The 22,445-nt window shown below is 45.7% G+C and carries 23 protein-coding genes and 1 pseudogene; 8 read left to right on the plus strand and 16 right to left on the minus strand.

Going from position 1 to position 22,445, the window contains the following annotated elements; translation table 11 throughout:
* Nucleotides 1–128: 128 nt before the first annotated feature.
* Complete coding sequence (locus tag QU597_RS17415) at nt 129–962, plus strand: MurR/RpiR family transcriptional regulator (RefSeq protein WP_310829129.1); 834 nt, start codon at nt 129–131, stop codon at nt 960–962.
* Between the two features lie 101 nt (nt 963–1,063).
* Here QU597_RS17415 and QU597_RS17420 read toward each other — a convergent pair whose 3' ends face one another.
* Entirely contained in the window at nt 1,064–1,753 is a 690-nt protein-coding gene (locus QU597_RS17420) for a metal-dependent hydrolase (RefSeq protein WP_310829130.1), read from the minus strand.
* Between the two features lie 451 nt (nt 1,754–2,204).
* On the opposite strand from QU597_RS17420, the gene QU597_RS17425 reads away from it, so the two are divergent.
* Nucleotides 2,205–2,990 carry a PaaX family transcriptional regulator C-terminal domain-containing protein gene (locus QU597_RS17425; protein ID WP_310829131.1) on the plus strand — a complete coding sequence of 262 codons (786 nt, stop codon included), beginning with the start codon at nt 2,205–2,207 and terminating at the stop codon, nt 2,988–2,990.
* Nucleotides 2,991–3,067: 77 nt separating this feature from the next.
* Here QU597_RS17425 and QU597_RS17430 read toward each other — a convergent pair whose 3' ends face one another.
* The 4 genes and pseudogenes from QU597_RS17430 to QU597_RS17445 all read right to left on the minus strand — a co-directional run bounded on the left by QU597_RS17430 (nt 3,068) and on the right by QU597_RS17445 (nt 6,576).
* Nucleotides 3,068–5,185, minus strand: coding sequence for a thioredoxin domain-containing protein (locus tag QU597_RS17430; protein WP_310829132.1), 2,118 nt, complete (start codon nt 5,183–5,185; stop codon nt 3,068–3,070).
* Nucleotides 5,186–5,396: 211 nt separating this feature from the next.
* Nucleotides 5,397–5,672, minus strand: a complete 276-nt coding sequence (locus QU597_RS17435; RefSeq protein ID WP_310829133.1) for a hypothetical protein — start codon at nt 5,670–5,672, stop codon at nt 5,397–5,399.
* Between the two features lie 280 nt (nt 5,673–5,952).
* Nucleotides 5,953–6,182, minus strand: a pseudogene (locus QU597_RS17440) (DUF255 domain-containing protein); the annotation flags it as partial.
* Nucleotides 6,183–6,408: 226 nt separating this feature from the next.
* Nucleotides 6,409–6,576, minus strand: coding sequence for a hypothetical protein (locus QU597_RS17445; protein WP_310829134.1), 168 nt, complete (start codon nt 6,574–6,576; stop codon nt 6,409–6,411).
* 209 nt (nt 6,577–6,785) lie between these two features.
* Between QU597_RS17445 and QU597_RS17450 the strand changes: the two genes are divergently transcribed.
* Nucleotides 6,786–7,505, plus strand: a complete 720-nt coding sequence (locus tag QU597_RS17450; RefSeq protein WP_310829135.1) for a class I SAM-dependent methyltransferase — start codon at nt 6,786–6,788, stop codon at nt 7,503–7,505.
* A gap of 280 nt (nt 7,506–7,785) precedes the next feature.
* The gene (locus QU597_RS17455; protein ID WP_310829136.1) at nt 7,786–8,598 is read left to right on the plus strand and encodes a YybI family spore inner coat protein; all 813 of its coding nucleotides are present in this window, start codon (nt 7,786–7,788) and stop codon (nt 8,596–8,598) included.
* Between the two features lie 495 nt (nt 8,599–9,093).
* Here the strand turns inward: QU597_RS17455 and QU597_RS17460 are convergent, their stop codons facing one another.
* Complete coding sequence (locus tag QU597_RS17460; RefSeq protein WP_310829137.1) at nt 9,094–9,648, minus strand: GNAT family N-acetyltransferase; 555 nt, start codon at nt 9,646–9,648, stop codon at nt 9,094–9,096.
* A gap of 439 nt (nt 9,649–10,087) precedes the next feature.
* On the opposite strand from QU597_RS17460, the gene QU597_RS17465 reads away from it, so the two are divergent.
* Nucleotides 10,088–11,974, plus strand: a complete 1,887-nt coding sequence (locus QU597_RS17465) for a PAS domain S-box protein (RefSeq protein ID WP_310829138.1) — start codon at nt 10,088–10,090, stop codon at nt 11,972–11,974.
* Between the two features lie 144 nt (nt 11,975–12,118).
* Nucleotides 12,119–12,577, plus strand: coding sequence for a hypothetical protein (locus QU597_RS17470; RefSeq protein ID WP_310829139.1), 459 nt, complete (start codon nt 12,119–12,121; stop codon nt 12,575–12,577).
* A gap of 108 nt (nt 12,578–12,685) precedes the next feature.
* On the opposite strand, the gene QU597_RS17475 is transcribed toward QU597_RS17470, so the two are convergent.
* From QU597_RS17475 to QU597_RS17495, 5 genes are all read right to left on the minus strand, one after another.
* Nucleotides 12,686–14,059 carry a hypothetical protein gene (locus tag QU597_RS17475; protein ID WP_310829140.1) on the minus strand — a complete coding sequence of 458 codons (1,374 nt, stop codon included), beginning with the start codon at nt 14,057–14,059 and terminating at the stop codon, nt 12,686–12,688.
* 161 nt (nt 14,060–14,220) lie between these two features.
* The gene (locus QU597_RS17480) at nt 14,221–15,144 is read right to left on the minus strand and encodes an SDR family oxidoreductase (protein WP_310829141.1); all 924 of its coding nucleotides are present in this window, start codon (nt 15,142–15,144) and stop codon (nt 14,221–14,223) included.
* A 288-nt stretch (nt 15,145–15,432) separates the two neighbouring features.
* Nucleotides 15,433–15,891 carry an OsmC family protein gene (locus tag QU597_RS17485; RefSeq protein ID WP_310833348.1) on the minus strand — a complete coding sequence of 153 codons (459 nt, stop codon included), beginning with the start codon at nt 15,889–15,891 and terminating at the stop codon, nt 15,433–15,435.
* 70 nt (nt 15,892–15,961) lie between these two features.
* A complete protein-coding gene (locus QU597_RS17490; protein ID WP_310829142.1) occupies nt 15,962–16,411 on the minus strand; it encodes an oxidoreductase in 450 nt (149 codons plus the stop codon).
* 113 nt (nt 16,412–16,524) lie between these two features.
* A complete protein-coding gene (locus QU597_RS17495; RefSeq protein WP_310829143.1) occupies nt 16,525–18,018 on the minus strand; it encodes a serine hydrolase domain-containing protein in 1,494 nt (497 codons plus the stop codon).
* A 215-nt stretch (nt 18,019–18,233) separates the two neighbouring features.
* On the opposite strand from QU597_RS17495, the gene QU597_RS17500 reads away from it, so the two are divergent.
* A complete protein-coding gene (locus QU597_RS17500) occupies nt 18,234–18,749 on the plus strand; it encodes a GNAT family N-acetyltransferase (RefSeq protein ID WP_310829144.1) in 516 nt (171 codons plus the stop codon).
* A gap of 99 nt (nt 18,750–18,848) precedes the next feature.
* On the opposite strand, the gene QU597_RS17505 is transcribed toward QU597_RS17500, so the two are convergent.
* From QU597_RS17505 to QU597_RS17525, 5 genes are read right to left on the minus strand one after another with little or no spacing between them, the layout of a single operon-like run.
* Nucleotides 18,849–19,307 carry a DUF2691 family protein gene (locus QU597_RS17505; RefSeq protein ID WP_310829145.1) on the minus strand — a complete coding sequence of 153 codons (459 nt, stop codon included), beginning with the start codon at nt 19,305–19,307 and terminating at the stop codon, nt 18,849–18,851.
* 41 nt (nt 19,308–19,348) lie between these two features.
* The gene (locus tag QU597_RS17510) at nt 19,349–19,732 is read right to left on the minus strand and encodes a hypothetical protein (RefSeq protein WP_310829146.1); all 384 of its coding nucleotides are present in this window, start codon (nt 19,730–19,732) and stop codon (nt 19,349–19,351) included.
* A 54-nt stretch (nt 19,733–19,786) separates the two neighbouring features.
* Complete coding sequence (locus QU597_RS17515) at nt 19,787–20,800, minus strand: phosphotransferase enzyme family protein (protein WP_310829147.1); 1,014 nt, start codon at nt 20,798–20,800, stop codon at nt 19,787–19,789.
* Between the two features lie 20 nt (nt 20,801–20,820).
* The gene (gene coaW, locus QU597_RS17520) at nt 20,821–21,663 is read right to left on the minus strand and encodes a type II pantothenate kinase (RefSeq protein WP_310829148.1); all 843 of its coding nucleotides are present in this window, start codon (nt 21,661–21,663) and stop codon (nt 20,821–20,823) included.
* Nucleotides 21,660–22,055 carry a MerR family transcriptional regulator gene (locus tag QU597_RS17525; protein ID WP_310829149.1) on the minus strand — a complete coding sequence of 132 codons (396 nt, stop codon included), beginning with the start codon at nt 22,053–22,055 and terminating at the stop codon, nt 21,660–21,662. The genes coaW and QU597_RS17525 overlap by 4 nt, the downstream gene beginning before the upstream one ends.
* 75 nt (nt 22,056–22,130) lie before the next feature.
* On the opposite strand from QU597_RS17525, the gene QU597_RS17530 reads away from it, so the two are divergent.
* Nucleotides 22,131–22,412: a hypothetical protein gene (locus tag QU597_RS17530; RefSeq protein ID WP_310829150.1), complete on the plus strand. Its 282-nt coding sequence runs from the start codon at nt 22,131–22,133 to the stop codon at nt 22,410–22,412.
* Nucleotides 22,413–22,445: the final 33 nt, after the last annotated feature.

Below are 22,445 nucleotides of genomic sequence, written 5' to 3' on the forward strand. Positions count from 1 at the left end.
GGCAGCTTTTTCCGTTTGTTAACAGGGTGTAATCTTTTTTCCATGATTTTTAACGCTGTAAAAATATTTACATCATACTGGCAGGTTATAGTGAAGAAGCATCTTTATGTTCAGGAGGTCAACAGCCTATGTACAAGGATTGGAACCGCCGGCCTTTCTCGCCGAACCAGCGGATCATTGCCGATTTCATTCAAAAAAACGAGCTGCGAGTCCTCTATATGACCGAGCAGGAAATGGCTGACGAGCTGCATATAAGCATCGCTTCGGTGTCCCGTTTCTGGAAGGCGGCCGGCTACCGCCATGCCAAGGATTTCAAGAACAGCCTGCGCTTCCGCTTCGAATCTACCCCTTCAGAGAAAATGCGCGATGCCATGCAGCGGACCGGCGGCAGCTCCCTGCCGCAAATGCTGCTGGATGTCGCTTCCCACCACCTGCAGGAAACCAGCCGCTATCTGAATGAAGCGCTCCTGCAGCGCGCAGTAGTCGCTTTATCCAGCGCCAAGCATATTTATATCTATAGCCCCGGCCCCTGCGTGGGTCTTGCTGAGCTGATGGCCTACCGGATGGCCAGATATGGTCTCAACCTGAAACGGATGGCGCCAAGCGGGCATGAGCTGATGGAAACCCTGATGCATGCCGGTAAAAAAGATGTTGTGCTGGTGTTCGGTTTTGTCCAGCTTTTGCCGGAAACGGAGGTGATTCTCGACTATGCGCGCGAAGCGGGCTATCTCGTCATCCTGATTACTGACAGACTGGTCTATCCCCGCTCGCAGGACGCCGATATTGTGCTCTACGCGGGGCGCGGCGAGGTGTGGGAATTTCATTCGATGGTCGGACCGACCTATATTATCGAGAACCTGATCCTCGGCGTCGGGCTGGTCAACAAGGACAGTAGTCTGCGCAAACTGGAGAAGCTTCAGAAACTGCGGGCACAGTATGGCGGTAAGCTGCCGCGGAGCTGAGCACATTTACAGCAAAAAGACGCCTAACGCAGGATTTTACGTCCCGTCATAGGCGTCTTTCTTTATACAATCCACTCTGTTTCATTCACATATGCTGAAAATTAAAGTTCCAGACTTTCTCCATATTCAAGCGCTGTTCCGGCAATCCCTTCCTTGCCCAGGGCATCAACAAAGCTAGCTACATCCTGGCGGATTGGCGGGAATGTATTGTAATGAACAGGCAGCACGTGCTTGGCATTCAGCCATTTGGCAGCAATCAGCGCATGCTCCGGCCCCATCGTGAAATGTCCCCCCATCGGGAGAATGGCCAGGTCGATGTTATACAGCTCGCCGAACATTTTCATGTCACTGAACAGCCCGGTGTCGCCCGCATGCAGTACGGTCTTACCTTCCGCTTCAATAATAAATCCGGCAGGCATGCCGCCGTAAAGGATCTGCTGCTGATCATCCAGGGTAATACCGCTGGTATGGAACGCATGAATCATCGTCGCCTTAGCGAAGCCGAGATCCACCGTCCCCCCGATGTTCATCCCGATCGTCTGCGCACCCTTCCATCCGATATAGGCAGCCAACTCCACAGTAGCAACCACCGGAACGTTATTGCTGATCGCAATCGGCGCAGCATCCAGAATATGATCCATATGCGAGTGGGTGAGCAGAACCGCATCCGTCTTAATGTCCTCAGGCTTCGTTACCGCAGCCGGATTGCCGCTAATAAAGGGATCGATAATCAGCGACTTGCCGCCAACCTCAATCTGTACACAGGAATGGCCGTGGAAAATGATCTTCATTCGTTATCTCTCCCTTTCTACTGTATAGATTGAACTAGTGATTCTTCTATTTTGGATTAGCCGTGACTCCAGAGAATATTTGGACTTCCGGCCGCTGTTGTCTTCAAATTTCTTATTTTCAACCGCTATTAGCAGTAGAAATTTGAAGACCGCCTATGCTTCCGATGCTAGCTTTCCTGCGGAAAGCTTTTAGGCGGACGCTACCGCTCCTACAGTTCCAAAATTCCCTTCCGCCACTTCTCCAAAACGAGTATTTTCCTGTTCAATCAATATGGACTTACCGTGCAAAGGCATAAAGTTTACGTTACAATGACAGGGTGAGTATTATGATATCCGCTGTAGTTCTGAAGGCTTCAACACTGAATTTCACCATTATACTTATTTTTATCACGAACGTATAAATTCATAATATATTTATCATCATTACCTGTCAAGAGAGGCGTGAGGACCGTTGCTGTCCGTTGAAAAAACCATGCTCTTCCTGCTGTCCCGTGTGGACCAGATGGGCGCCCAGCAATTCGTGGAAATCTACGAACAAAGAGGGTATACCTCTACCTATATCCGAAACAGCTTGTCCCGCCTGAAAAAAGAGGGCTACATCGCCTCACCATCCCGTTCCATATACCAGATCACGACTTCCGGACGCTCCTACATCAAATCCATTAACAGCAAACCCGCCCGTTATCATCAAACGTGGGACCACACCTGGGACGTCGTTATGCTGGAAGTGCCTGAACACGAACGCAAAAAGCGCGATGCCTTTCGTGCGGCGATTCTGCAGCTTGGCTTCGGACTGCTATATAACAGCGTCTACATCTCTCCCTGGAATTATCGCCAGGAAGTAACGGAGTATATTCAGAGTCTTGGTCTTACAGGCAACGTATCCATCCTTCGCGGAGAGTTCGCAGAGGGTTCGATCACACCGGCCAAAGCCTGGACCATCTGGCAGCTCGACAAGGTGGAAGCAGTGTATCAGGACAAATGGAGCTGGTCGCAGACCGAGTTCGCGCCTCTTGTAGACGAAGCTGTGCGCGACGGGCAGGCGTTACGCCTGTTTCTGCTGTATCTGCAAATCGGCGAAGTGCTGAGCGGACTGTTTATGGTTGACCCCTCGCTGCCGGATGAACTGCTGCCTGCGGACTGGTCCGGCAAAACCGTTCTCGCAGAGCTTCAGGCGCAATCGCGCAGACTCGCCGAGGCGATCCCCCGTGATTCCTTCTACGCTCTGTTCACATAGCAATTTCTATACCAGTTATCACCATACACTACGAAAAAAGGGGCAGCCTCTCTTAGGCTGTCCCTTCTATATTCCTTCTAGTCTTGCCGCATGCCCGTAGCCAGAAGCTCCTTGACCGCTTCGAGACTGCTAAGTGGCGCACGGCAGGCAAAATTCCGGCATTCATACGCCGTCGCCCGGCCATCCACAGCCGGTTTATCGGCTAGATGCGGCAGTAGGCGATGCAAAGCTTCACCCTCACTGCCGGACCAGTTGACGATCAGCGAAGCGTCCGGCAGGTAGGCCTGCTGGACCTGAGCCAGCATTCCATGCAGCGCCGGATCCTCCGGCTTCCCGGACAACACCCATTCACGGCCGCCGGAGATCAGCGCCAGATGTGCCTGCAGATACATCGCATATCCCGGCGGGTATTCCGCCGCCGCAGAGGCCAGCACCGCAGCGGTCCGCTCCGCAACTGCCTTCAGCTCCACATCCTGCGAGATCACCGACAGCTTCAGCAGCTGCTTCACTGCAACCGAATTGCCGGACGGCAGCGCCCCGTCATACAATTCCTTGGAGCGGATCGGCAGCTCTTCCCCGTCCAGGCCAGTGAAGAAGAAGCCACCGCCTTCTTCATCGCTGAACAGCGCAAGCAGTCCATCCTTAAGCTGCAAGGCCCGCTCCAGATACACGGCTTGACCTGTAGCTTCATACAACTCGGTCAATCCCCAGATCATAAAGGCATAATCATCGACATATGCTGGAATCGCCGATTCACCGTCACGGTAGCGGGCCAGCAGCCGGCCGTCCTCACGCCGGCGCAGGTTGTCCCAGATGAAGTCTGCCGCCGCTGCTGCAGCTTTGGCGTACTCCGGTTTCTGCAGCGCTTTGGCCCCTTTGGCCAGCGCCGCGATCATCAGGCCGTTCCAGGAGGTCAGCACTTTATCATCTTTGGACGGATGAATCCGCTGCTCCCGGTAAGCGAACAGCGTCTCGCGCCATTCCTCCATCCGCGTCTTCAAGCCAAGCGGATTCATGCCCGTACGTTCGGCCATATCCTCCGGAAGCCCTTGCAGCAGATTCGGAATATTGGCCCCCTCAAAGTTGCCTTCCGGTGTAATTCCGTACACATGGCAGTAGGAATGCATGTCCTCCAGACCCAGCGCTTCCTCAATCTGTTCGCGGGTGAAGACATAGAACTTCCCTTCTACCCCTTCGGAATCCGCATCCTCCGCTGAGTAAAATGCACCCTCCGGCGAAGTCATATCCCGCCGCACATACGTAAAGATCTGCTCCGCAATCTCCGCATACAGCGGCTTCCCGGTAATCTGGAAAGCTTCCAGATAGGCAATAGCCAGCAGCGCGTTATCATAGAGCATTTTCTCAAAATGCGGCACAAGCCACTCCCGGTCCGTGGAGTATCGGGAGAACCCGAAGCCTACATGGTCATACATCCCGCCGCGGTACATTGCATCCAGCGTCTTCTCCACCATCCGCAGCGCTTCCGGCTGCTGGTAAGCCTGGCTGTACGCCAGCAGGAACGACAGGTTATGCGGCGAAGGGAACTTCGGTGCATTGCCGAACCCGCCGTATTCCTCATCGAACTGGCGTCTGTACAGCTCAAAGGCCTCATGCAGCAGCTCTTCGCCCGGCACAGCACCGCCGCTGGCTCCGGTAAGCTGCGCATTCTTGCGGTCCAGCGACTGGAGATCCGCCAGCAGCTCGTCACCGAGCTTACTCAGCGCATCGCCATCCTGCTCCCACTTCGCACTGATCTGCTCCAGCACATCCATCAGCCCGATCCGCCCGAACATCTGCCGTTTCGGGAAATACGTCCCCGCATAGAACGGCTTCTTATCCGGCGTCAGCAGCACCGTCAGCGGCCACCCGCCGCTCCCGGTCAGCGCCTGACACACCGACATATACAGCGCATCAATATCCGGCCGCTCCTCGCGGTCGACTTTGATTGCAATATAGTTATTATTAAGTAACTGCGCGACCTCAGCATCCTCGAAGGATTCGCGCTCCATTACGTGACACCAATGGCAAGTCGAGTAGCCGACGGATAAGAAAATCGGCTTGTTCTCTGACTGCGCCTTCGTAAAGGCATCATCTCCCCATGGATACCAATCCACGGGGTTATATGCATGTTGCAATAGATATGGGGATTTTTCGTTTATTAGTCGATTAGGCTGTTGGCCTTCTATTATATCCATTTATGTAACCTCCTTGAGCACGAATGTTGCCATTTTTATTATTACCCATTGGTGAATAAAAAGACACTAACCCTCGTTAGTGTCTTTTTTATAAAGTATTGCTTGATTCAGCTACCGAAACTTAACCAGGACCTATGACAACCCTGGCTCTTTGAATAGACTTTAATATATGAGGTAATATGTCAGCATTCAAAAACTTCTCATCACCTCTCTAACATCTTAAAGAAGCGCTAACACATACTTCTCTTATTATTTCATACGTTTTCTGCTCATCAGAATGAAATGGTGTTAATACAAATACATAAACTTTCAGTGAGGTTAATTCGATAGCTGTAATTCCAGCATTAAGAGATAGGTCTGCTCCACCTCGATCAGGTTCCGTTACAGAAATTAACGAGCTCGCTACTTTTGGGGCAGCCCCTTTTTTTGTAGCATCCAGTCCATTAAAACCATGATATTTTCGGATTGGATTGTTGCGTTTAAGCAATAGAAAAAGGAGCCCTTTTACAGGCTCCCCCTTCGACGGTGTTTGATCGTTCGAGTATCTTTAAAAGTCACACTTCACATCATTAGAAATACTTGGGCACCGCTTGTTCACTTTCCGTTTTAAAGGAATGCTACTAGGCGTGTGTGTTCAGAGATGCTCTGCGACACAACCCCTCGCTTTCAGTTGACTTAGTGATTAGTTAAATTCCTCTTGTAGCCCTAGCACCAAATGGTCCAACGGAACCACACCTCTCTTCACACCGTCAAATATATCTTGCACAGATTTCAAGCTTCTTATACATCGTACACTCAAACAATTTCCACCAATGACAGGTGGAATAACCGACAGAGAGGAATATCAGCATATTTTCTGACGTCGCGCTTTAGCAAAGGCTTTTACTCCCCAAGGATACCAATCCACGGGATTATGGGCGTTTTGGAGTAAGTAGGGTGATTTTTCGTTTTTTAGTCTATTGGGTTCTTTGTGGGTTGTCACGGGGCGTCCCCTCATTTCGGCTGTTTTGGGTAAAGTATTGTCTAGGGTTAATTTACTCAATATCGTGGAGGAAGGCTCAGGTAGAGAAAAAAGGTAACTCCTAAAGAAAAGGGTATCTTAAATTGGGTTGAACTGAAGGCGTTGGTTTCCATCCTTGTTCAATTGCTTCTAAAATAATGATGGCAACCTCTTTGGGTTTGACTACCTTTAAGTTCAAATCATCGACATGAGGAAACTCAACTCAAAGTTCGTTAATATCTGATTGAATTTGGACTTCAATTCTTTGCCCTTTTTCCTTCCCATGTTCCACAATTAAAACAAAACGTCCTCTTGTTGTTGCGGAGATAGTCCATCTGTATTCTACATTTCCAACAACAATTTTCCTGGAACCCTTTTTGCTAAGTGTCAAATATTAACCCTCCGCACTTGTTTCATTTACGAAAAATTGAATATCACCCAATGCACTAGTCGCATGACCAACTACAAAGTCATTGGAATCACGAAGTGCAGTTCAAAAGCTCAAATCCTCCGTATGTCAAAAAAATCCGACACTGCGGTGCAAAGTTAATTTTCTTACATATTATAAGTTAAAACCTGCGGTGAAAGGAATTTTAATACATGGAATATTTCGACATGCTGGCCAAATTAGGTATTGGTAATGCTCATCCTGGAGGATTCTCTGCAACGTTAAAGCAATTTGAACAATACCCCCTACCCGCCAGATCCAGAATTCTAGAAGTGGGTTGTGGCACAGGCAGAACATCTTGTTATTTAGCTGCTCAAGGACATGATGTAGTAGGGATAGATATTCGCCCAGATATGATTGCAAAAGCAAAAATGCGGGCTGAAACAGAAAATCTAACTTTAAAATTATTGGAAGGAGACGCAATTTCACTGCCCTTTCCTGACGAATCATTTGATGTCATTCTAGTCGAGTCTGTATCCATATTCACGGACACAGGGAAGGCATTATCGGAATACTACAGGGTTCTGCGGTCTGGAGGGCAACTTTTTGACAGAGAAATGATCCAACGAAAACCCATGCCTGCTGAAATCAATCAAGAAATTACTGAATTTTATCACGTTGATAAGCTATGGGACATTAAGGATTGGTCAGCCTTAGTACAAACGATAGGATTTATTCGTTCACAGATAGAAGGTCCCTTCATGTTTCCGAAATCAAGTCTGGATCTGTTTGAGCAACCAGATGATCATCAACAAATTGATGCAGGTTCCTTTCTCGACCACTCCATGTGGGAAGTAATCAGTAAGTACAATAATATAATGGACAGTTATGAAGAATATATCGGATATATTCTTGTGATTGGAACGAAATAAATAGCTCACCACACTACACAAATAAGAACAAGAGCCTAGCAGTATAGGCTCATGTTCTTGCTTAATACGCTTTACTAGGTCTGGATACTAAACAAAGAAACCAGCAGACAAAATGATTACGAGCAAAATATAAAGAACCAAAATCGCAGCCGTAGAAGTATATCCGTGACTAACTTCAGGACATCCCATTGATTTCCCCTCCTCATTGCTTTCTAACACATGATATGCGCCTTCCTTTCTGAGTGTATGGATTATAACCCAATTACATGGAGGAATTTAAATGTTTAATTGTAACCGGCAAATGATTAACCTTGGGACTCCGTTCCAATATTCAAACCAAATATACCGGGACCGAGGGTATGGTAGCCTGACTCTTTCCAGAAACATCACTTTACTGGATATGAAGCAGGCCGACGTAAATGGGGACAAAACGATTGATAACATCTATTTATTCGGTAATAAACCAGAAGGAACTGGAGACTTTGCTGATCAAATCACACTTGTGATCCAAGATGGGTATTCTAAACAAACTACAACGGTATATCTTCAATACAACGCTGGATATAACGCGAGACTTTTCCTGGGGGATTTTTCTAAGGATAGCGTAGCGGATATTTTAATAAGTATTGATTCCGGAGGAAGCGGCGGATATGGCATATTCTATATGTATTCCTTTAAGGATAACCATCTGCATGAGATGTTTAATGTTGAAAAATACAACACTGTATATAAATTCAATGTAAACTATGAGGATTTTTACAAGGTAAGCGTAGGGAGTCCCCAATTTAACGTGCTATTCACTATCGACATTAGCAACAAGGGCAACGAATATTTATCACAATACTACAACGAAGATGGCAAACTAAAACAACCCGTAAAAGGAGAGGTTCTTGCTTTAGGTGCGTTATACCCCATTGTTACAAACGAAAAAAGTAATAGTTATGATTTACTTGCTATGCAACGTATTATCGGCACTACTAATTCAGATACATTAGGGTACGTAGAAAACCTTTTGACATGGGGTGGTACCGGATTTATTTCCTCAAGATTGTCAGTAGCCATACTTGGCTCTAATTTAATTTCTCATTACTGAGCAATCTTATCGTTTGCCGTTCACCGATATGTATTTAAGCACAAAGTAAGATTTAACCATAAGATAAACATCAGTTTATAAAGACTAAACCACACCTAACAATGGTGTGGTTTCTTTGGATAGAGCCTCCATATTACTGCTACTCCCCTCCTTACATTAATGAGGTGATGGATGAAATCCATAGATTTATTTATCGTTTTCGATGAAGTGTTCGTAAGGAAGACCTCTTCTGTCATGCTCTGGCTCATTAGGTTCAAACCAATCTTTATGCCCCTTATCTGCTTCCATCCTAAAACATTTTCCGAAGAGGAACCCGCATGTTCCATTATCTAGCCAAAAAAAGCAATACTTCCTTGGACAGTACATTGTCCGTATGCCTTTACTCATTGACTTACCCCTTACAATAAAATCGTGCATCATTCTATTATGTAAGTTCAAAAGTGAGTATTATGCTATTTCCATCAACTACCTCCTTAGTGTTACTTTCAGTGTTTTTTACTTAATGTATTTAATTAGACTTACTCGCGTTATTTCATCCCAAATAGGCCCACGTCTTACTTCTTTGTATCCTAACTTTAGGTTTAGATCAATTACATGCTGATTACTTTCCTCGGTATGGGTATATACCAGGTTTACTCTATGTCGTATTGCTTCATCTTCAACAAATCTCTTTAATTGCGTTCCATATCCATGCCTGCGGTAACCAGAATCAATCCATAATTGAAAAATTTCCAGAAACCTTCCATCTTCCTGAAAAATTTCTCGATCAAGTTCATGATAAATTGTCTTCCATGGATATTCCTTATCCCTGCAAGATATGCAATACATAATAGTACCTATTCTTTGTTTCGTTTCTATGTTCTCTAAAATAAGTGCTCCTCTATCTTTATCATCAATAAATGTCTTTATTTTATCGTAATGTGCTTCTAACTCAGTCTTAGATAGCTTTTGTTCTTCTAACTGAGTTATACCTTCATCAAGTAAATCAACGTATACTAAAAAATCAAGATCTTCTATATTTGCTTTTCGTTTTCTTATACTATGTTTCATTGAGCTATCCTCCATTAATAGTTTTATTGTATTACGGGGATTTCTTATAACGTTATATTCACGAAACTTCGTGAAATTACCAGCTTCCTCTCAATATTTAATTGTACTTCGGTTAAACGGCTCGATGAACTATAGTTCTATTATACTATTAAATGTAAAACACGATTACTACTCCCCCATTCTTAAGCCATACTACGAATCCCCGACTGAAAGAATATGTGATTCGTTAGGGTTCCTAAAACGGGTTGAACTAAAGGTGATGTTCTCAAGCTGTTTATAATGAAAGAATTTGGATTGTTTCGACAAGCATTAAATGGGTAAATAAACTTGAAGTTACATTCATTTAATTTTTAAATTTATTGATTATCTATATTGATATGACCTTCAATTAGGAGGTCTATTTTTTCGTGAAAATATTACTTACCCAATGGAGGCCGCCATGCATCGCGTTAATCTAAACCAGGATCAATTCTACCAACAAGTGTTTGATCATGCTTCCTTTGGGATCGCACTTATTACACCAGACGGTATGATTTTGTCAGTAAACTCCGCCATGGAACGAATCTTTGGCTATTCGAAAGCAGAGTTTGACGGCATGAGGTTAGAAGACCTCTCCCATGATAAGGATAGTATCAGAAATATTAGCGATCTAAAGGCACTCATGGGTGATAACACGGAAGTACAGCTCGAAAAGCAGTTTCTCACAAGGATGGGCAACAAAATGTGGGGATTGCTCTCCCTCAAGCTTTTCACCGATGAGGCAAACCAACCGACGTATTACATCTGCCAAATCATTGAAATTACAAGGCAAAAGGAATCCGAGCAACGTCTTCAGGAATCCGTTGAGCGGTACACGTCACTTAAAAAATATAACCATGACAGCGTCATCTCCTTTGGCCTAGACGGCCGGATTATTAACGCCAACAGTATGTCGGAAAAGATAACACGCTACTCCATCGAGTCTGAACTGATCGGTATGGAGCTTGCAGAGCTAATCGGTCAGGAGAATGTCCAGAACATTCTGGATAGGGCACTGTACGATAATTCGGTTGAGCAGCACATAAACACAATTATCGCCAAAGACGGCGAAGTCATCGAAGTGCTTACCAGTATTGCACCAATTTTTGTGAACAATCAAAATATCGGGTTCTATCTCATATGCAAGGACATCTCCGAGCAGAAACAGTTGTTGCTTGCGAAGGAGACCGCCGAATCCACGAACAAAGCTAAAAGTGAGTTTCTAGCCATGATGAGCCATGAAATCCGCACCCCCATGAACGGGGTCGTGGGTATGACGGATATTCTGCTTGACCATACGGAGCTTAATGAAGAACAACGGGGCTATGTGGAGATCATCCGTAAAAGCGGGGACACTCTGCTCAATATTATCAACGACATCCTTGATCTCTCTAAGATTGAGGCAGGCCGAACAGAACTGCAAGAGGATACATTCGAACTGCGCAAATGCATTAATGAGAGCTTCGCCGTCATTTCCCTGAGAGCCGAGCAAAATCACTTGGAGCTCTCCAGCACGATAAATCACGGTGTTCCTGACTACATTTACGGTGACGCCGAACGTTTAAAACAAGTGCTCATAAACCTGCTCGGCAATGCCGTAAAATTCACGTCCAAGGGAAGCATATCGGTAAAGGTAAAGCTTGGAGAGCAGGATCCATCCCTGCTGGTATTTACGGTAACCGATACGGGTATTGGGATTGAACCCGCGCAGCTTAACAAAATATTCGAACCGTTTGCACAGATTGACAGTTTTATGGCGCGCAGGCATGAAGGCACTGGCCTTGGGCTTGCCATCAGCCGCAGAATTATCGGGTTGATGGGCGGTGAGATTTACGCGGAGAGTGACGGTAAGAGTGGCTCGTCATTTACTTTCACAATCAGGCTCAAGAAATCAGTCGCACCCCAGACACAAGAGAATCACCTGCATAAGCGTCAAACGGTACGAGAAGCGAGCATTTTGATTGCTGAAGACAACCATATCAATCAGCTAGTGTTGACCAAAACACTAGAGAAAATGGGGCACAAGGTTACTACCGTCACAAACGGCATAGACGCGGTTCAAGCAACGCAGAGCAAGCGGTTTGATCTCATTTTAATGGACTTGCACATGCCGATTATGAACGGCTTCGATGCTATGAAGATGATTAAAGAGGAACTCAAGGAGAAAAGCCCGCCCATCATTGCGGTCACAGCCAATGCTTTGAAGGGTGATCGGGAAAAGTGCCTTATTGAAGGAATGGATGAATATATCAGTAAACCTATAAAGCGTGACGTTGTCCAAAAGCTATTAAACCAGTTTGTAAAGTAAACTGCCTTTTTGAAAGATCGCGCACTGTAACGCCACATCAATCATCCAAAAGGTTGTTTCTCCAAATTGTCCTATTAAATACTGGATATGGTTCTGTGTGAGGTTTGTCACAACAATAGATCAATACAGAAACGGAGTGAACACATGATTCATAATCGATGGAAAATCGGTAAGCTGATTCTTATGACGACTGCGCTGGCCTGGGTCCTGGGGGCCTGTTCCGCCAAGGATTCCGCCGCAACTGAAGAACTGGAGAATCAAGCAGCTGCCGTTCAGGTTGAGGAAACAGAAAGACCGGAATACTTGCCAAAGGACTTTCCACTCCCGGATGATGCTGAAGTAACCACTTCTCACTCGGAGCAAAACAACGGCAAAAAATCGGTTCTTTTAATTTTCAAATCCCAAGAAAAGCTCGACAAGCTGGCAGAAACTTATAAACAGTACTTTCAGGATCAAGGGGTCACAGATACAGCAGAAACCATTGACGAGAAAAACCTCATCCTTCAAGGAGATACAGATACGGAAAGCTGGTCACTGATCGGTGGTCAGTTATCCACGCAGGAAGATACGGTGGAGCTGACCTTAACCTGGTCTGGGTTGTAATTTGTTAGAGAGTACTATGAAGCGATCTTGACAAAGAGCTGTTAAACAGCTTTTTTCAAGATCGCTTTTCTTAAGGAATGGCAGAAACAGTGGATTCAGCTGTAACCTCTAAAGGAATGACAGCCGCCCGCCAATTTGCCGGATATGGTTCTCGTCGGCCCACAGGATAAAATAATTGTAGAACGTATCTCCAATTTGGACTGGGCGGGGGTATCTCACGATGAGGGCGGCCTGCCGGTTCATCTCCACGGGTTGGTCGGCCGACGGAAAAATGAAGCAAGCCTCTTGGTCTTGTATCATCATCATGACAATCCTAGGAGAAGAGCCGTAAGGCATTAATGGATGAAAAGCTTCGGAGTTACATACATCTGCAATCCGGTTGCCCGCTGAAATCGCAGATACCTGAAAAAAACCGTCAGGCCCTTCGTACCTCTCTTCGCTGACCCGGTGCCAGTATGCGGGATACGGAAAGGATACTCTGTACACGGAGTTTGTGTATATGTTTTCCGGAAGCCTTCTGACGCGGGGAGACCACTGCAGTGCAGTAATCCGGCCGCCGCTGAGGACATTCACCGGCATCTCCTTCCTGAGATCAACAATCCAGAGCTGACTTGCGCTTTCTACATCTGAACATCCCGATAAATACGCAATTTTATCACCGTCCGGCGACCAGCTGACGGGAGTAGCGAAACAGCCGGAGGCCGAGAGTGTCCTTTGATTCTTACCGGTACGGCTGTCGATTTGGATGAGAGAATAATAATTCGGCTCCTGATAGGCGGTTGCGCTGTAGGCGATGCTCTGGGAGTCAGGGGCCCATGCCGGAAAATAATTTTTGGCTAGCGGTCCGCCTTCCAGCGTATAGATGGTGCCGGTGGCCAGATCCACCGTTGAAATAATAGAGATGCTTGCACCGGGGAACGTATATAGAGCAAACGTTCCGTCCGGGGAAATCCGAACGTTATGGAGCGGTCCGTCCGTATTTTGCGTGATTTGTCTCCGGTTTGTGCCATCGGTCCGGATGCGGAAAAGCTGGGTGTTGCCGCTGACATCCGGAGCCGCGAACAGAAGCTCTGTACCCGAAGGGAACCACTGGATATCGCTGGCGCCCGGCTCCGGGATAGCATAGCTGATATGAGAGAACGTATTATAAATGACGATTCTCCCGTTTTTGACATACGCGAGAATACGGCTGTCCGGGGACCAGTCCAACAACGTGTAGGGTTCGATTTGGTCAATCCGGGCAACGGTGAGCGTAACGGTATCCAACACGTGGACCACGTTACCAATACCGATAAAAGCAATTCTCCTGCTGTCTGGAGACCAATAAGGAACGGAAAACTCCGCACCAAGCCCCTGTGTAAGTTGAAAATTATAACCGTCCTGCGGCCGGTACAACCAAATATCGAACGTTCCGCCACGGTCCGATGTGTAGGCGATCCATCCTTGAATGAGATTATGAGAAACAGCTTGCACAGCCAACATCCTCTCCTGAATCATTTATACTTCAAATGTATTCAGTGAGAGTCGGTTAGGCGACAGCCCGGGACTCAGATTAATGCCGCTTCTTTATTTTACATGTGAAAGAAGCCGTCTATATCTCATGTTAACTTGAATTCATGATGTTTGATTTATGACGTCCGGCATCAGCGGAATTTTGGGATTACGTTAACATCTTCGCAGTTCCAGCCATGTTTCGCGATAAGTCCCCAGCAATCCGGCCGTGATCCATCGATATCAGTGACATTATAGAGGTCGGCAAGTTGGCGGGCTGATAGTATGCTTCCTGAAAAACGCGAATTCTCCGGGTCGGCTGCCAGTTTTGCAATACCACGGGCAACATAGGTTGGCGATTCAGAAATCGCAAACCCAGGGTTGGTTCGACAGGCTTCCAGCCATGTTTGTTCAGTCACACCGAAATTTTGAAGCATGGCTTCCGATCTAAGCCATCCTGGCGTGACTCCAAGAGCTGTCACGGGAGAATTGGCTAAGTCGTAGGTAAGCCCTTTCACGATACGTCCGACGTTTGTTTTTACTAAATCATAATATAATCCTACATTTTGACGGAATTCCGTGTTTGCCTCCGCTGTTCCATCGGTCATTTCAATTACGATTCCTTTGTCTCCCCGAAGCATTAATGGCAAAGCATAGTACAGAGTGATTAAATGCGTGTCGATACCCATGCGCATCATTTTGAGTCCACCGTTCAAGTCATGCTCCCACAGCCGTTTATCCCACTCCGCATATCGATCACCGCCAAAAATATCGTTAACTAAGATGTCGAGACGTTGGTGCCGATCGTCAATCTGCCCGATAAGCGAACGAACTTCTTCAGGGTTTAGATGATCAGTCCGGATAGCAAGTCCCTCTCCCCCTGCACTTCGGATCAAATCTTCTGTCTCTTCGATTGTTTCCGGACGATCCATTTCTGAAAGACCCTCTTTGCGGCTGCTTCGCCCTGTGGCATAAACAAAAGCCCCTGCTCGGGCGAGTTCAATTGCAATCGCACGACCCGCACCTCGAGTGGCTCCAGTTACCAAGGCTATTTTATTTCGCAAAATTTTTCCCATCCTAAATTCCATCCCCTTTCGTCATTAAACAAATTTAACTTCATTGGGATATTCAAAGTATTATTCTCACAATCATAACCTGAAATAGGACAGGCACACTGCAACAAATCTTATGATATCAACAGCAAAAAAACTCCCACCAACTTTAAGGTAGAAGCTTCTAAGTATTGATTAATCAACATCCCGTCAGTACAAGTGGAATAGCCGAAGGATAGACCGATCGGCTTGTTTTCCGCTTGAGCCTTGGCAAAGCTTGGGCGTGTTGGAGTAAGTATAGTATTGCGTGCATCACACCGCATTAAGCCCTGCTCTAACAATAGTAGGCAGTGTTTCTATGGTGACATTACCCGCTACAGCCCTCGAAATCATACAGGACTTCTCAGCCATATGTGCCAGCCGTTCTATTTTCGTAAGTTCTGCTTCGGTTGCATCCGCTTTGAGTACAATCCGTGGTTTGTGCATGATCCGTTCGTACGTAAACACGTTATTGGTTACATCCACAATCGCTTCAGACTCCATAGTCAAATCCTGAGGTGTAATATCGGAACGCTCAAGCATTGCTGCCAGCGTAATCAGATAACAGGTCGATGCGGCCCCCAGAAGCATTTCGTCAGGATTGGTACCTGTTCCCGGTCCTCCCATCTCCTGAGGAATTGAAATTGTCGTTTTTAGCCCGCCAGTATCAATATGTCCTTCACTGTTACGTCCGCCATTCCAAACTGCTTTTAGATGAAAAGGATGTTTCAACTCACTCATTCCTCCCGTTTTTCTCCGTTACAGATCCGGATACAATATAAAGATTGTTCACTTTATCTTATCATAGTGCTTCTCCCGCTGTTCCAAACGTACCATATATTACACTTTTATAGTTCTCCCAATTGAAATAAAAGGAGCCTATAGGTATACGTTTATTGTCAGGCTCCAGCATAAAATCCTTCCATATAACCGTATCTGCTTCCCTATCAATTTTAACTGAGATAAAACCGCATTCTTCATCCCCGCACCAAGGACAGACTAATATTGGATATCTGTAGTACATATACTCATGCCGTTGTTCCAATAAGAAATAGTCAATCATAAGTCGTTGATGATTTGCACTCCCCCATCCCAAGGATGGAACCATATCGTATTTCTTGAGCCTCTGGTAAAGTGATTTCCCATCAATAATCAGATCAGCGAACTCAGTGTTTCTATTTCCGTCTTGAGCAGGATCGAATTCATCATATCGCTTCGCTGGCCTCGTTTGTAAGTGATTTATTGTAGCCATGGTTTCTCCTTATTAGATGAAATAACGATGTTAAGTCCAATCCGTATTATACCATGTAATGGAAAAACGCAGCCTTTATAACTTACTCAACGTACATCCAGACGATTTAATGACTACCGGCTCCTAAACGCCGCCATTCTTTTCAGATTCAATACCATCGCCAACACGCAGCTAATCGCCGCAAGTCCTATCCACGCAATAACAGAATACGACATCCACACGCTAATCATATAGTAATTGTAGTGAATCAGATAAGGCCAGATCAGTATCAATACGAGCAGCAGCATTCTAATGATCAGATGGATGCCCGCTCCAATTCTTTTCCTGCGTCCTGACCGTTCATTGAGTAAGCTTGATCTGCTCCCACTCATTAGTTTCAATGCCTTATGAAATACGCTAATGGCTGCCAGTAGGACTAAGAACGAAAACAACCAATCCATTAAAATATTGCTATCATCATATTGAAAGGTAGTCATCGGCTTTCCGTTCATGTTGCCGTATAGGTTCTGTGCAATTAGCGATGGAGCGGTTGAATTCAGATTAGCCAGTACAAATACGGCTTCCTGCTGTTTCAGATCGATAATGACCTGTGAGGAAAAATTCGGATTCATCCCGATGTGGCTGATCAGCTGCTTCTCCGGATCGATATCCCACCCGTAGGCATAGTACAAATCCTCAGCTTCATATCCGGCAGTCTTCAAGTTAACCTCATGAGATTGCTCTATAGCATGCTTCAGATTATCTGGTACATCTCCTATCCCCAACTGGGCATTAAGCCAGTGCTCCAAATCCTTAAGATTCGTCACCATATAACCTGCAGCCATATTCCCGTAATATCTGGGAGCATCATATTCTAAGCTTTTGCCAAAAAACACGCGGTAACCCTTACTAAGCTGATCGGGCTTCGTTTCCTGGCCTGTTGAAAAATAACTGTCTGTCATGCCCAGCGGAATCAGAATATGCTGAGTTACATAATCCTGATAGCTTGAACCTGTAACTTGTTCGATAATCATCGCCAGAATATCATAATTAATGGTTGCATATTGATATTCTGTACCCGGATATGTATCCAAGGCAATGTCTGAAATCTTATGTATGGTTTGTTTAAGGGTATCTGCTGTAGTCCCTTCAGGAATTAACTTTATCGTCCACGACGGAATCCCGCTTGTATGAGCCATCAGCTGGCTAATCGAGATATCCGCTTTCCCCCCTCTATATGTGGGGACAAATTCAGGAAGATAATCGGAGACATCATCGGAGTATGCTAACCTTCCCTCTTCTTCCAGCAAAATGATAGCCAGAGCCGTAAACGCCTTAGTAGTCGATCCCAATTCGAAGAGCGATTCGTCGGTGACTTGCTGTTGCCCTTCAACATCTGAATATCCGTACGCCTTATAATCCGTCTTTCCCTGCTTGGATGATACCACAGCTACACCTGGCGTGGCTGTTTTGGCCATGATCGTCTGAACCATTTCATCGGCACTGCCATATTCCCCTGCTGTAAACAAAGTTCCAAGCTGATGCCAACAAGCAACTGTAGTGATGATAACGATGAGCAAGATTGCACTCCCTAGTGCCATTCCTTTTCTTCTAAATAATTTCTTCATAAGTTTCATCCCCCGTATTAATGCCAGCTCATACTCGCCTACTTTATCTAGTTTGACGTTCCATTCGTTCACTTCCCTGCGGCTATGTACCGGAACTGTTGTCCCCGTGTGCATTAGCGATCGAAGAATTGTCATAGACATGGTTCCATCAACAAAACATAATAGCTGTATGAATAAGGTAACTTAAAAGAAAAGAAAAGAGGTTGTTCTCCCGTATGCACTTATCAGAACCTTTTCAAACTAAACGACTGCAATTCCGCTTGCTGATTCTAGATGATATCGATGCAGTATTTAGACAATTCTCCGACCCGGATATGTGCAGATATCTCAGTGAACCTCCCTGTGATCTGGAAGAAGCAAAGGAAATCATTGCTCATTACAAGAATCCAGAGGGAACAGATCATCTGCGTTACGGAATGTTTGATATAGAAACAGGGGCATTTATTGGCACATGTGGCTATCACTATTGGGATCATAACCTTAAACAAGTTGAGGTCGGTTATGATATCTGGAAGGATTATTGGAGACAGGGCTATATGTCGGAAGCATTACCAGCACTCCTGAATATCTGCTTTGAGCATCTTGGCGTTGATTGTATTTATATTCTTACCCATCCACAGAACCAGGCATCTATAGCAAGTGTCGCCAGATTTGGATTTGAGGCCTGTGAACCTTGCAGGAAAGTTGATGAGGAACCACAGATTTGTATGAAATTGATTAGAACTACTTAGCGAACACGTGGTAAGCTGGAATACTTGGTTTCGTTATCAACGAATATTACAGCAAAAAAGACGCCACATGAGCAGCGTCTTCTTATCCTGATCAATCTGCTACCACACAGATAACCTTGTTCTGTAATCGTTATCGTCTGTAGTATACTCTACGTCACTGAATCCTAGAGAAAGTGCATTGTGATATAAGTCCGCCAGCTTCTCCTGATCCTTACAATAAATCGTGATATAGGTACAGTCGACCACCAACAGTACGAATTGACAGTCACTTGTTAAATACTCTTCGTACGTACGAACATCTATAACCTTTTTATCCTTCGGATAAGCCTTGAGATCTGCAAAAATGACGTAATAATCATAATTTTCTAAAATCTCTTTCAGCAGAATACCGTCCATCCCAAAGGTCTGTTCAGGGAAAAGCGGCTCTATTACGCCTGAGAAGTATGCCTCCTCTCCCCCGTTATACCAATGAAATGCTGCCACATCTAAAGGCTTCAAGATCTCTCCAAGAATACGTCCATGCTCATTCGGAATCTCGAAAGTAATCCCTCTTTTCATTCTCCACCTTCCTTTTTAGTGTAGATAAGCTTCCCCTCACGTTATCCAATAGCCACGATTAGACTGGTTATAAGCATTAACACTGCTACCGGAGCCCATATTCTTCTCTCCCAGACACTTCTTGTGATGAGATTTAGAATTGTAGAAAGCACTGAAAAAGCAACTACAAACCAAATCGCCACATTTGCAAATCCGTTCCAGCCGGGAAGGATACTCCCCGATTGACTGAGCACGATGACTGCCAGAAAAGCTAATATGACGATCTGAATCAGGCAGGCTGCACGCATTGGAGCCGGAAGCTTACCGGGATATTTCCCGCCCATCGCATACTCACCCCACGGGAAGCCGACAGCTAATGCTGCCTGAAAAAGTATTACAATAGCAATGAGTATTGCAAATCCTACAGATGAAATGAACAAGATCATGATTTCGTTCCCCGCCTTCATGAAGTAGTAGCTTCTATAATATTATTCAGAGTTCTACCACACATTAACAATAGGAACGTTATTCTCTAATCTGTCTCTGCTTTCTCTGATCCAATCCTTGAACCATTGATTATCTGATGTACTGAATGTCTCATCACCGTCAAAATTCCGAAATGCCCCGATGTATACAATTAATTCCCGCAGCTTTAGGAACAGAGGGATTTGCTTTATCCAATATCCATCTAAGGTGTTCTCCTGCCTGTATCCTTTCATGAAATAATGCATAAACCGGAGAGCCTGCTCTTCACGGCTTGCTCTACCCTCTTCCCCTCCGTATACGTAGACTAGATAATATATCTGAATGGCGATATCCTCTATAAACCAGCTGTATTGCGCCTCATCGAAATCGAATAACGTAATCCCGGCTTGCTCACTCACATGAAAATTACCAAAACCCATATCACCATGAATAAGTCCGTAGGCGTCTTTATCCATAGGCAACTTTTTGAGGGTATCAATGATGCTGTAATAACTTTTCTTTACACGATCATGCGAGACAGGCAGAATGTCTATATTCTGCAAATAATAATTCAAATTCCAATCATGTCTTCGTAAACCGGCGTCCTGCTTTTTATATAGCTTGGAGAGCGCATGCATCTTACCCGTGATTTGGCCCAGCTGTTCATATATAGTGTTATCTTTCAGGCACTCCGGATAGGGAATCTTATTTCCCTGAGCTTTTTCAAAGCAGACAGCAATAAAGGACATCTCCGGTGCTTCTATAACCTCAGCCCAAGCATGATTGACCGAAAGGATAGGTAGAGAGGCAGCAATTCCGTTTCTAGCCAGATACATAATCCAGTCCAGCTCTGCTTTTACCAGATTAGCCGAACGATGTTTATCCGGAGTAACTCTTAATATGTATGATCTATCATTTTGCTGATATTCGTATACAAAATTCTGAAACCCGCCAAGGTAAGACAACTCTTCCTTATTGATTCCGTAGCGGTTCGCTGCAATGTCTATAACAGGATGTGTATTCAATATGTTCTTAATGGCATTCTCCACTTGATACTCCTCCGCCCAACTTACTCTATCGATAATAGCGCCCCAATTGCACCACTGTACTCCCCATTCTTCAAAATTAATGGGTGTGCCCCGCGTAACAACGTGTAGTCAGCAACAACCTTGGCAAGCGCATCATTCCCTATAAAAGATGAACCAATATATACAATCGTCGATAACCCATGCTGCATAGCAGCGTGTACACTCACTGTAGTGACCGTTTCTCCGACCAATCCGATTACGGAGGCCAGGTAGTCAGGTGTTTCGATGCCGGATGAAGTTCCGGTGATGTTGCCGAAATTACTGGCTGTCAAATCGCCGGAAATAGGCGGCTCGGAGCCTTCATATATATGACTGACCTTCAAGTCCACTCTGTCCCGTACTCCTTGCGGCGCTAGCTGGACAATATCGTCATAATCACTGACATCTGTCAGCAGTCTGGATAAACCAAGCAGGGTCCCGCCTCCGACACCAGTACCGCCGATCCGAAAATGGCCGTCTGGCTTTACGATATGAACGGAAGTTCCAGTTCCAACGTTAGTCAATACAAATTCCTGAGGCATGTCTTCTGTTTCCCTCAGTAAATAAAGAACTCCCTTGCAGGTGGCTTCGAACTCGGCCATTTTCAAGACGCTCTGCTGTAAGAGTCTCTGAAGTACGTCACTTTTACCTCCGGTCACACAAAACCTGGCAGAGGGGAATTTTTTTAGCAGCCAAGTGACGGTAAAAGACATTTGACTGGACGGGAACTTGACCAGCTCAACCTTCCCGTGATTCAGATAAGCAATTTTAATAAGTGTGCCTCCGGCATCTATTCCTACTTTGGTTAAAAGCGTCAGAGCTACCCCTCCTAAATAATATATCAATCATTCAACGTGCCCGGACCCGCCTCTCGCATCCTCTTCAGCGCCTGCTCCACCTCGGCCAGATTCTCCAAAACCCCGTCCCGCTGCCTGCCAAGCCCGGCCATTGCCTCGTCTATTGCCTGCACCCGTTCCTGCAGCATATCACGGGCAAAGACAAGCACCCCATCCGTCCCGCAGCCCGATCTCAGCTTATAATCGAACAGCTTTTGAATATCCTTCACCGCAAAACCCCACTGCTTCAGTTGTACGATCGCCTGGAAATCCCGGATCTCCTTCTCGCCAAAGCAGTAGCGGCCCCGCTCAAGCTCCGGCTTGAGTAAAGCCAGCTCCATATAGTAACGTACCGTATCCGCTGTCGTTTCCATCTCTCTGACAAAGGCTCCAATCTGCACCCGCCTGCCCCCTTGCCATGGGGTTAACCCCATATGTTTAACTCGTATTATATCCTAAAAACAAGGAGGAACAAGATGATCTATTTTCTAATTGTCCTGTATGCACTGATCATGGGAGCCGCCGCAATCGTCAACCGCCGTAACCTGGGCCTTACGCTTACAGCTGCCAACCTGCTTGGTTCATTTTCGCTGCTGTGCACACCGTTTCATCCGCTTTTTCTGTTACTTGGACTCATCGGGTTACTGGGCAGCGCCCTTGGTAACGGCTATGTGCTGCAGGGTCGTATCCGCCCTTTACACGTTGCCGTCCGGTGCGGAATTTCAATTGCCTTATTTATTTGCTATATCTTCTTATAAACAAAGGCCACCCTTACAGGATGGCCCTTACAC

This window comes from Paenibacillus pedocola (assembly GCF_031599675.1).
In the GTDB taxonomy this organism is placed as follows: domain Bacteria; phylum Bacillota; class Bacilli; order Paenibacillales; family Paenibacillaceae; genus Paenibacillus_AQ; species Paenibacillus_AQ pedocola.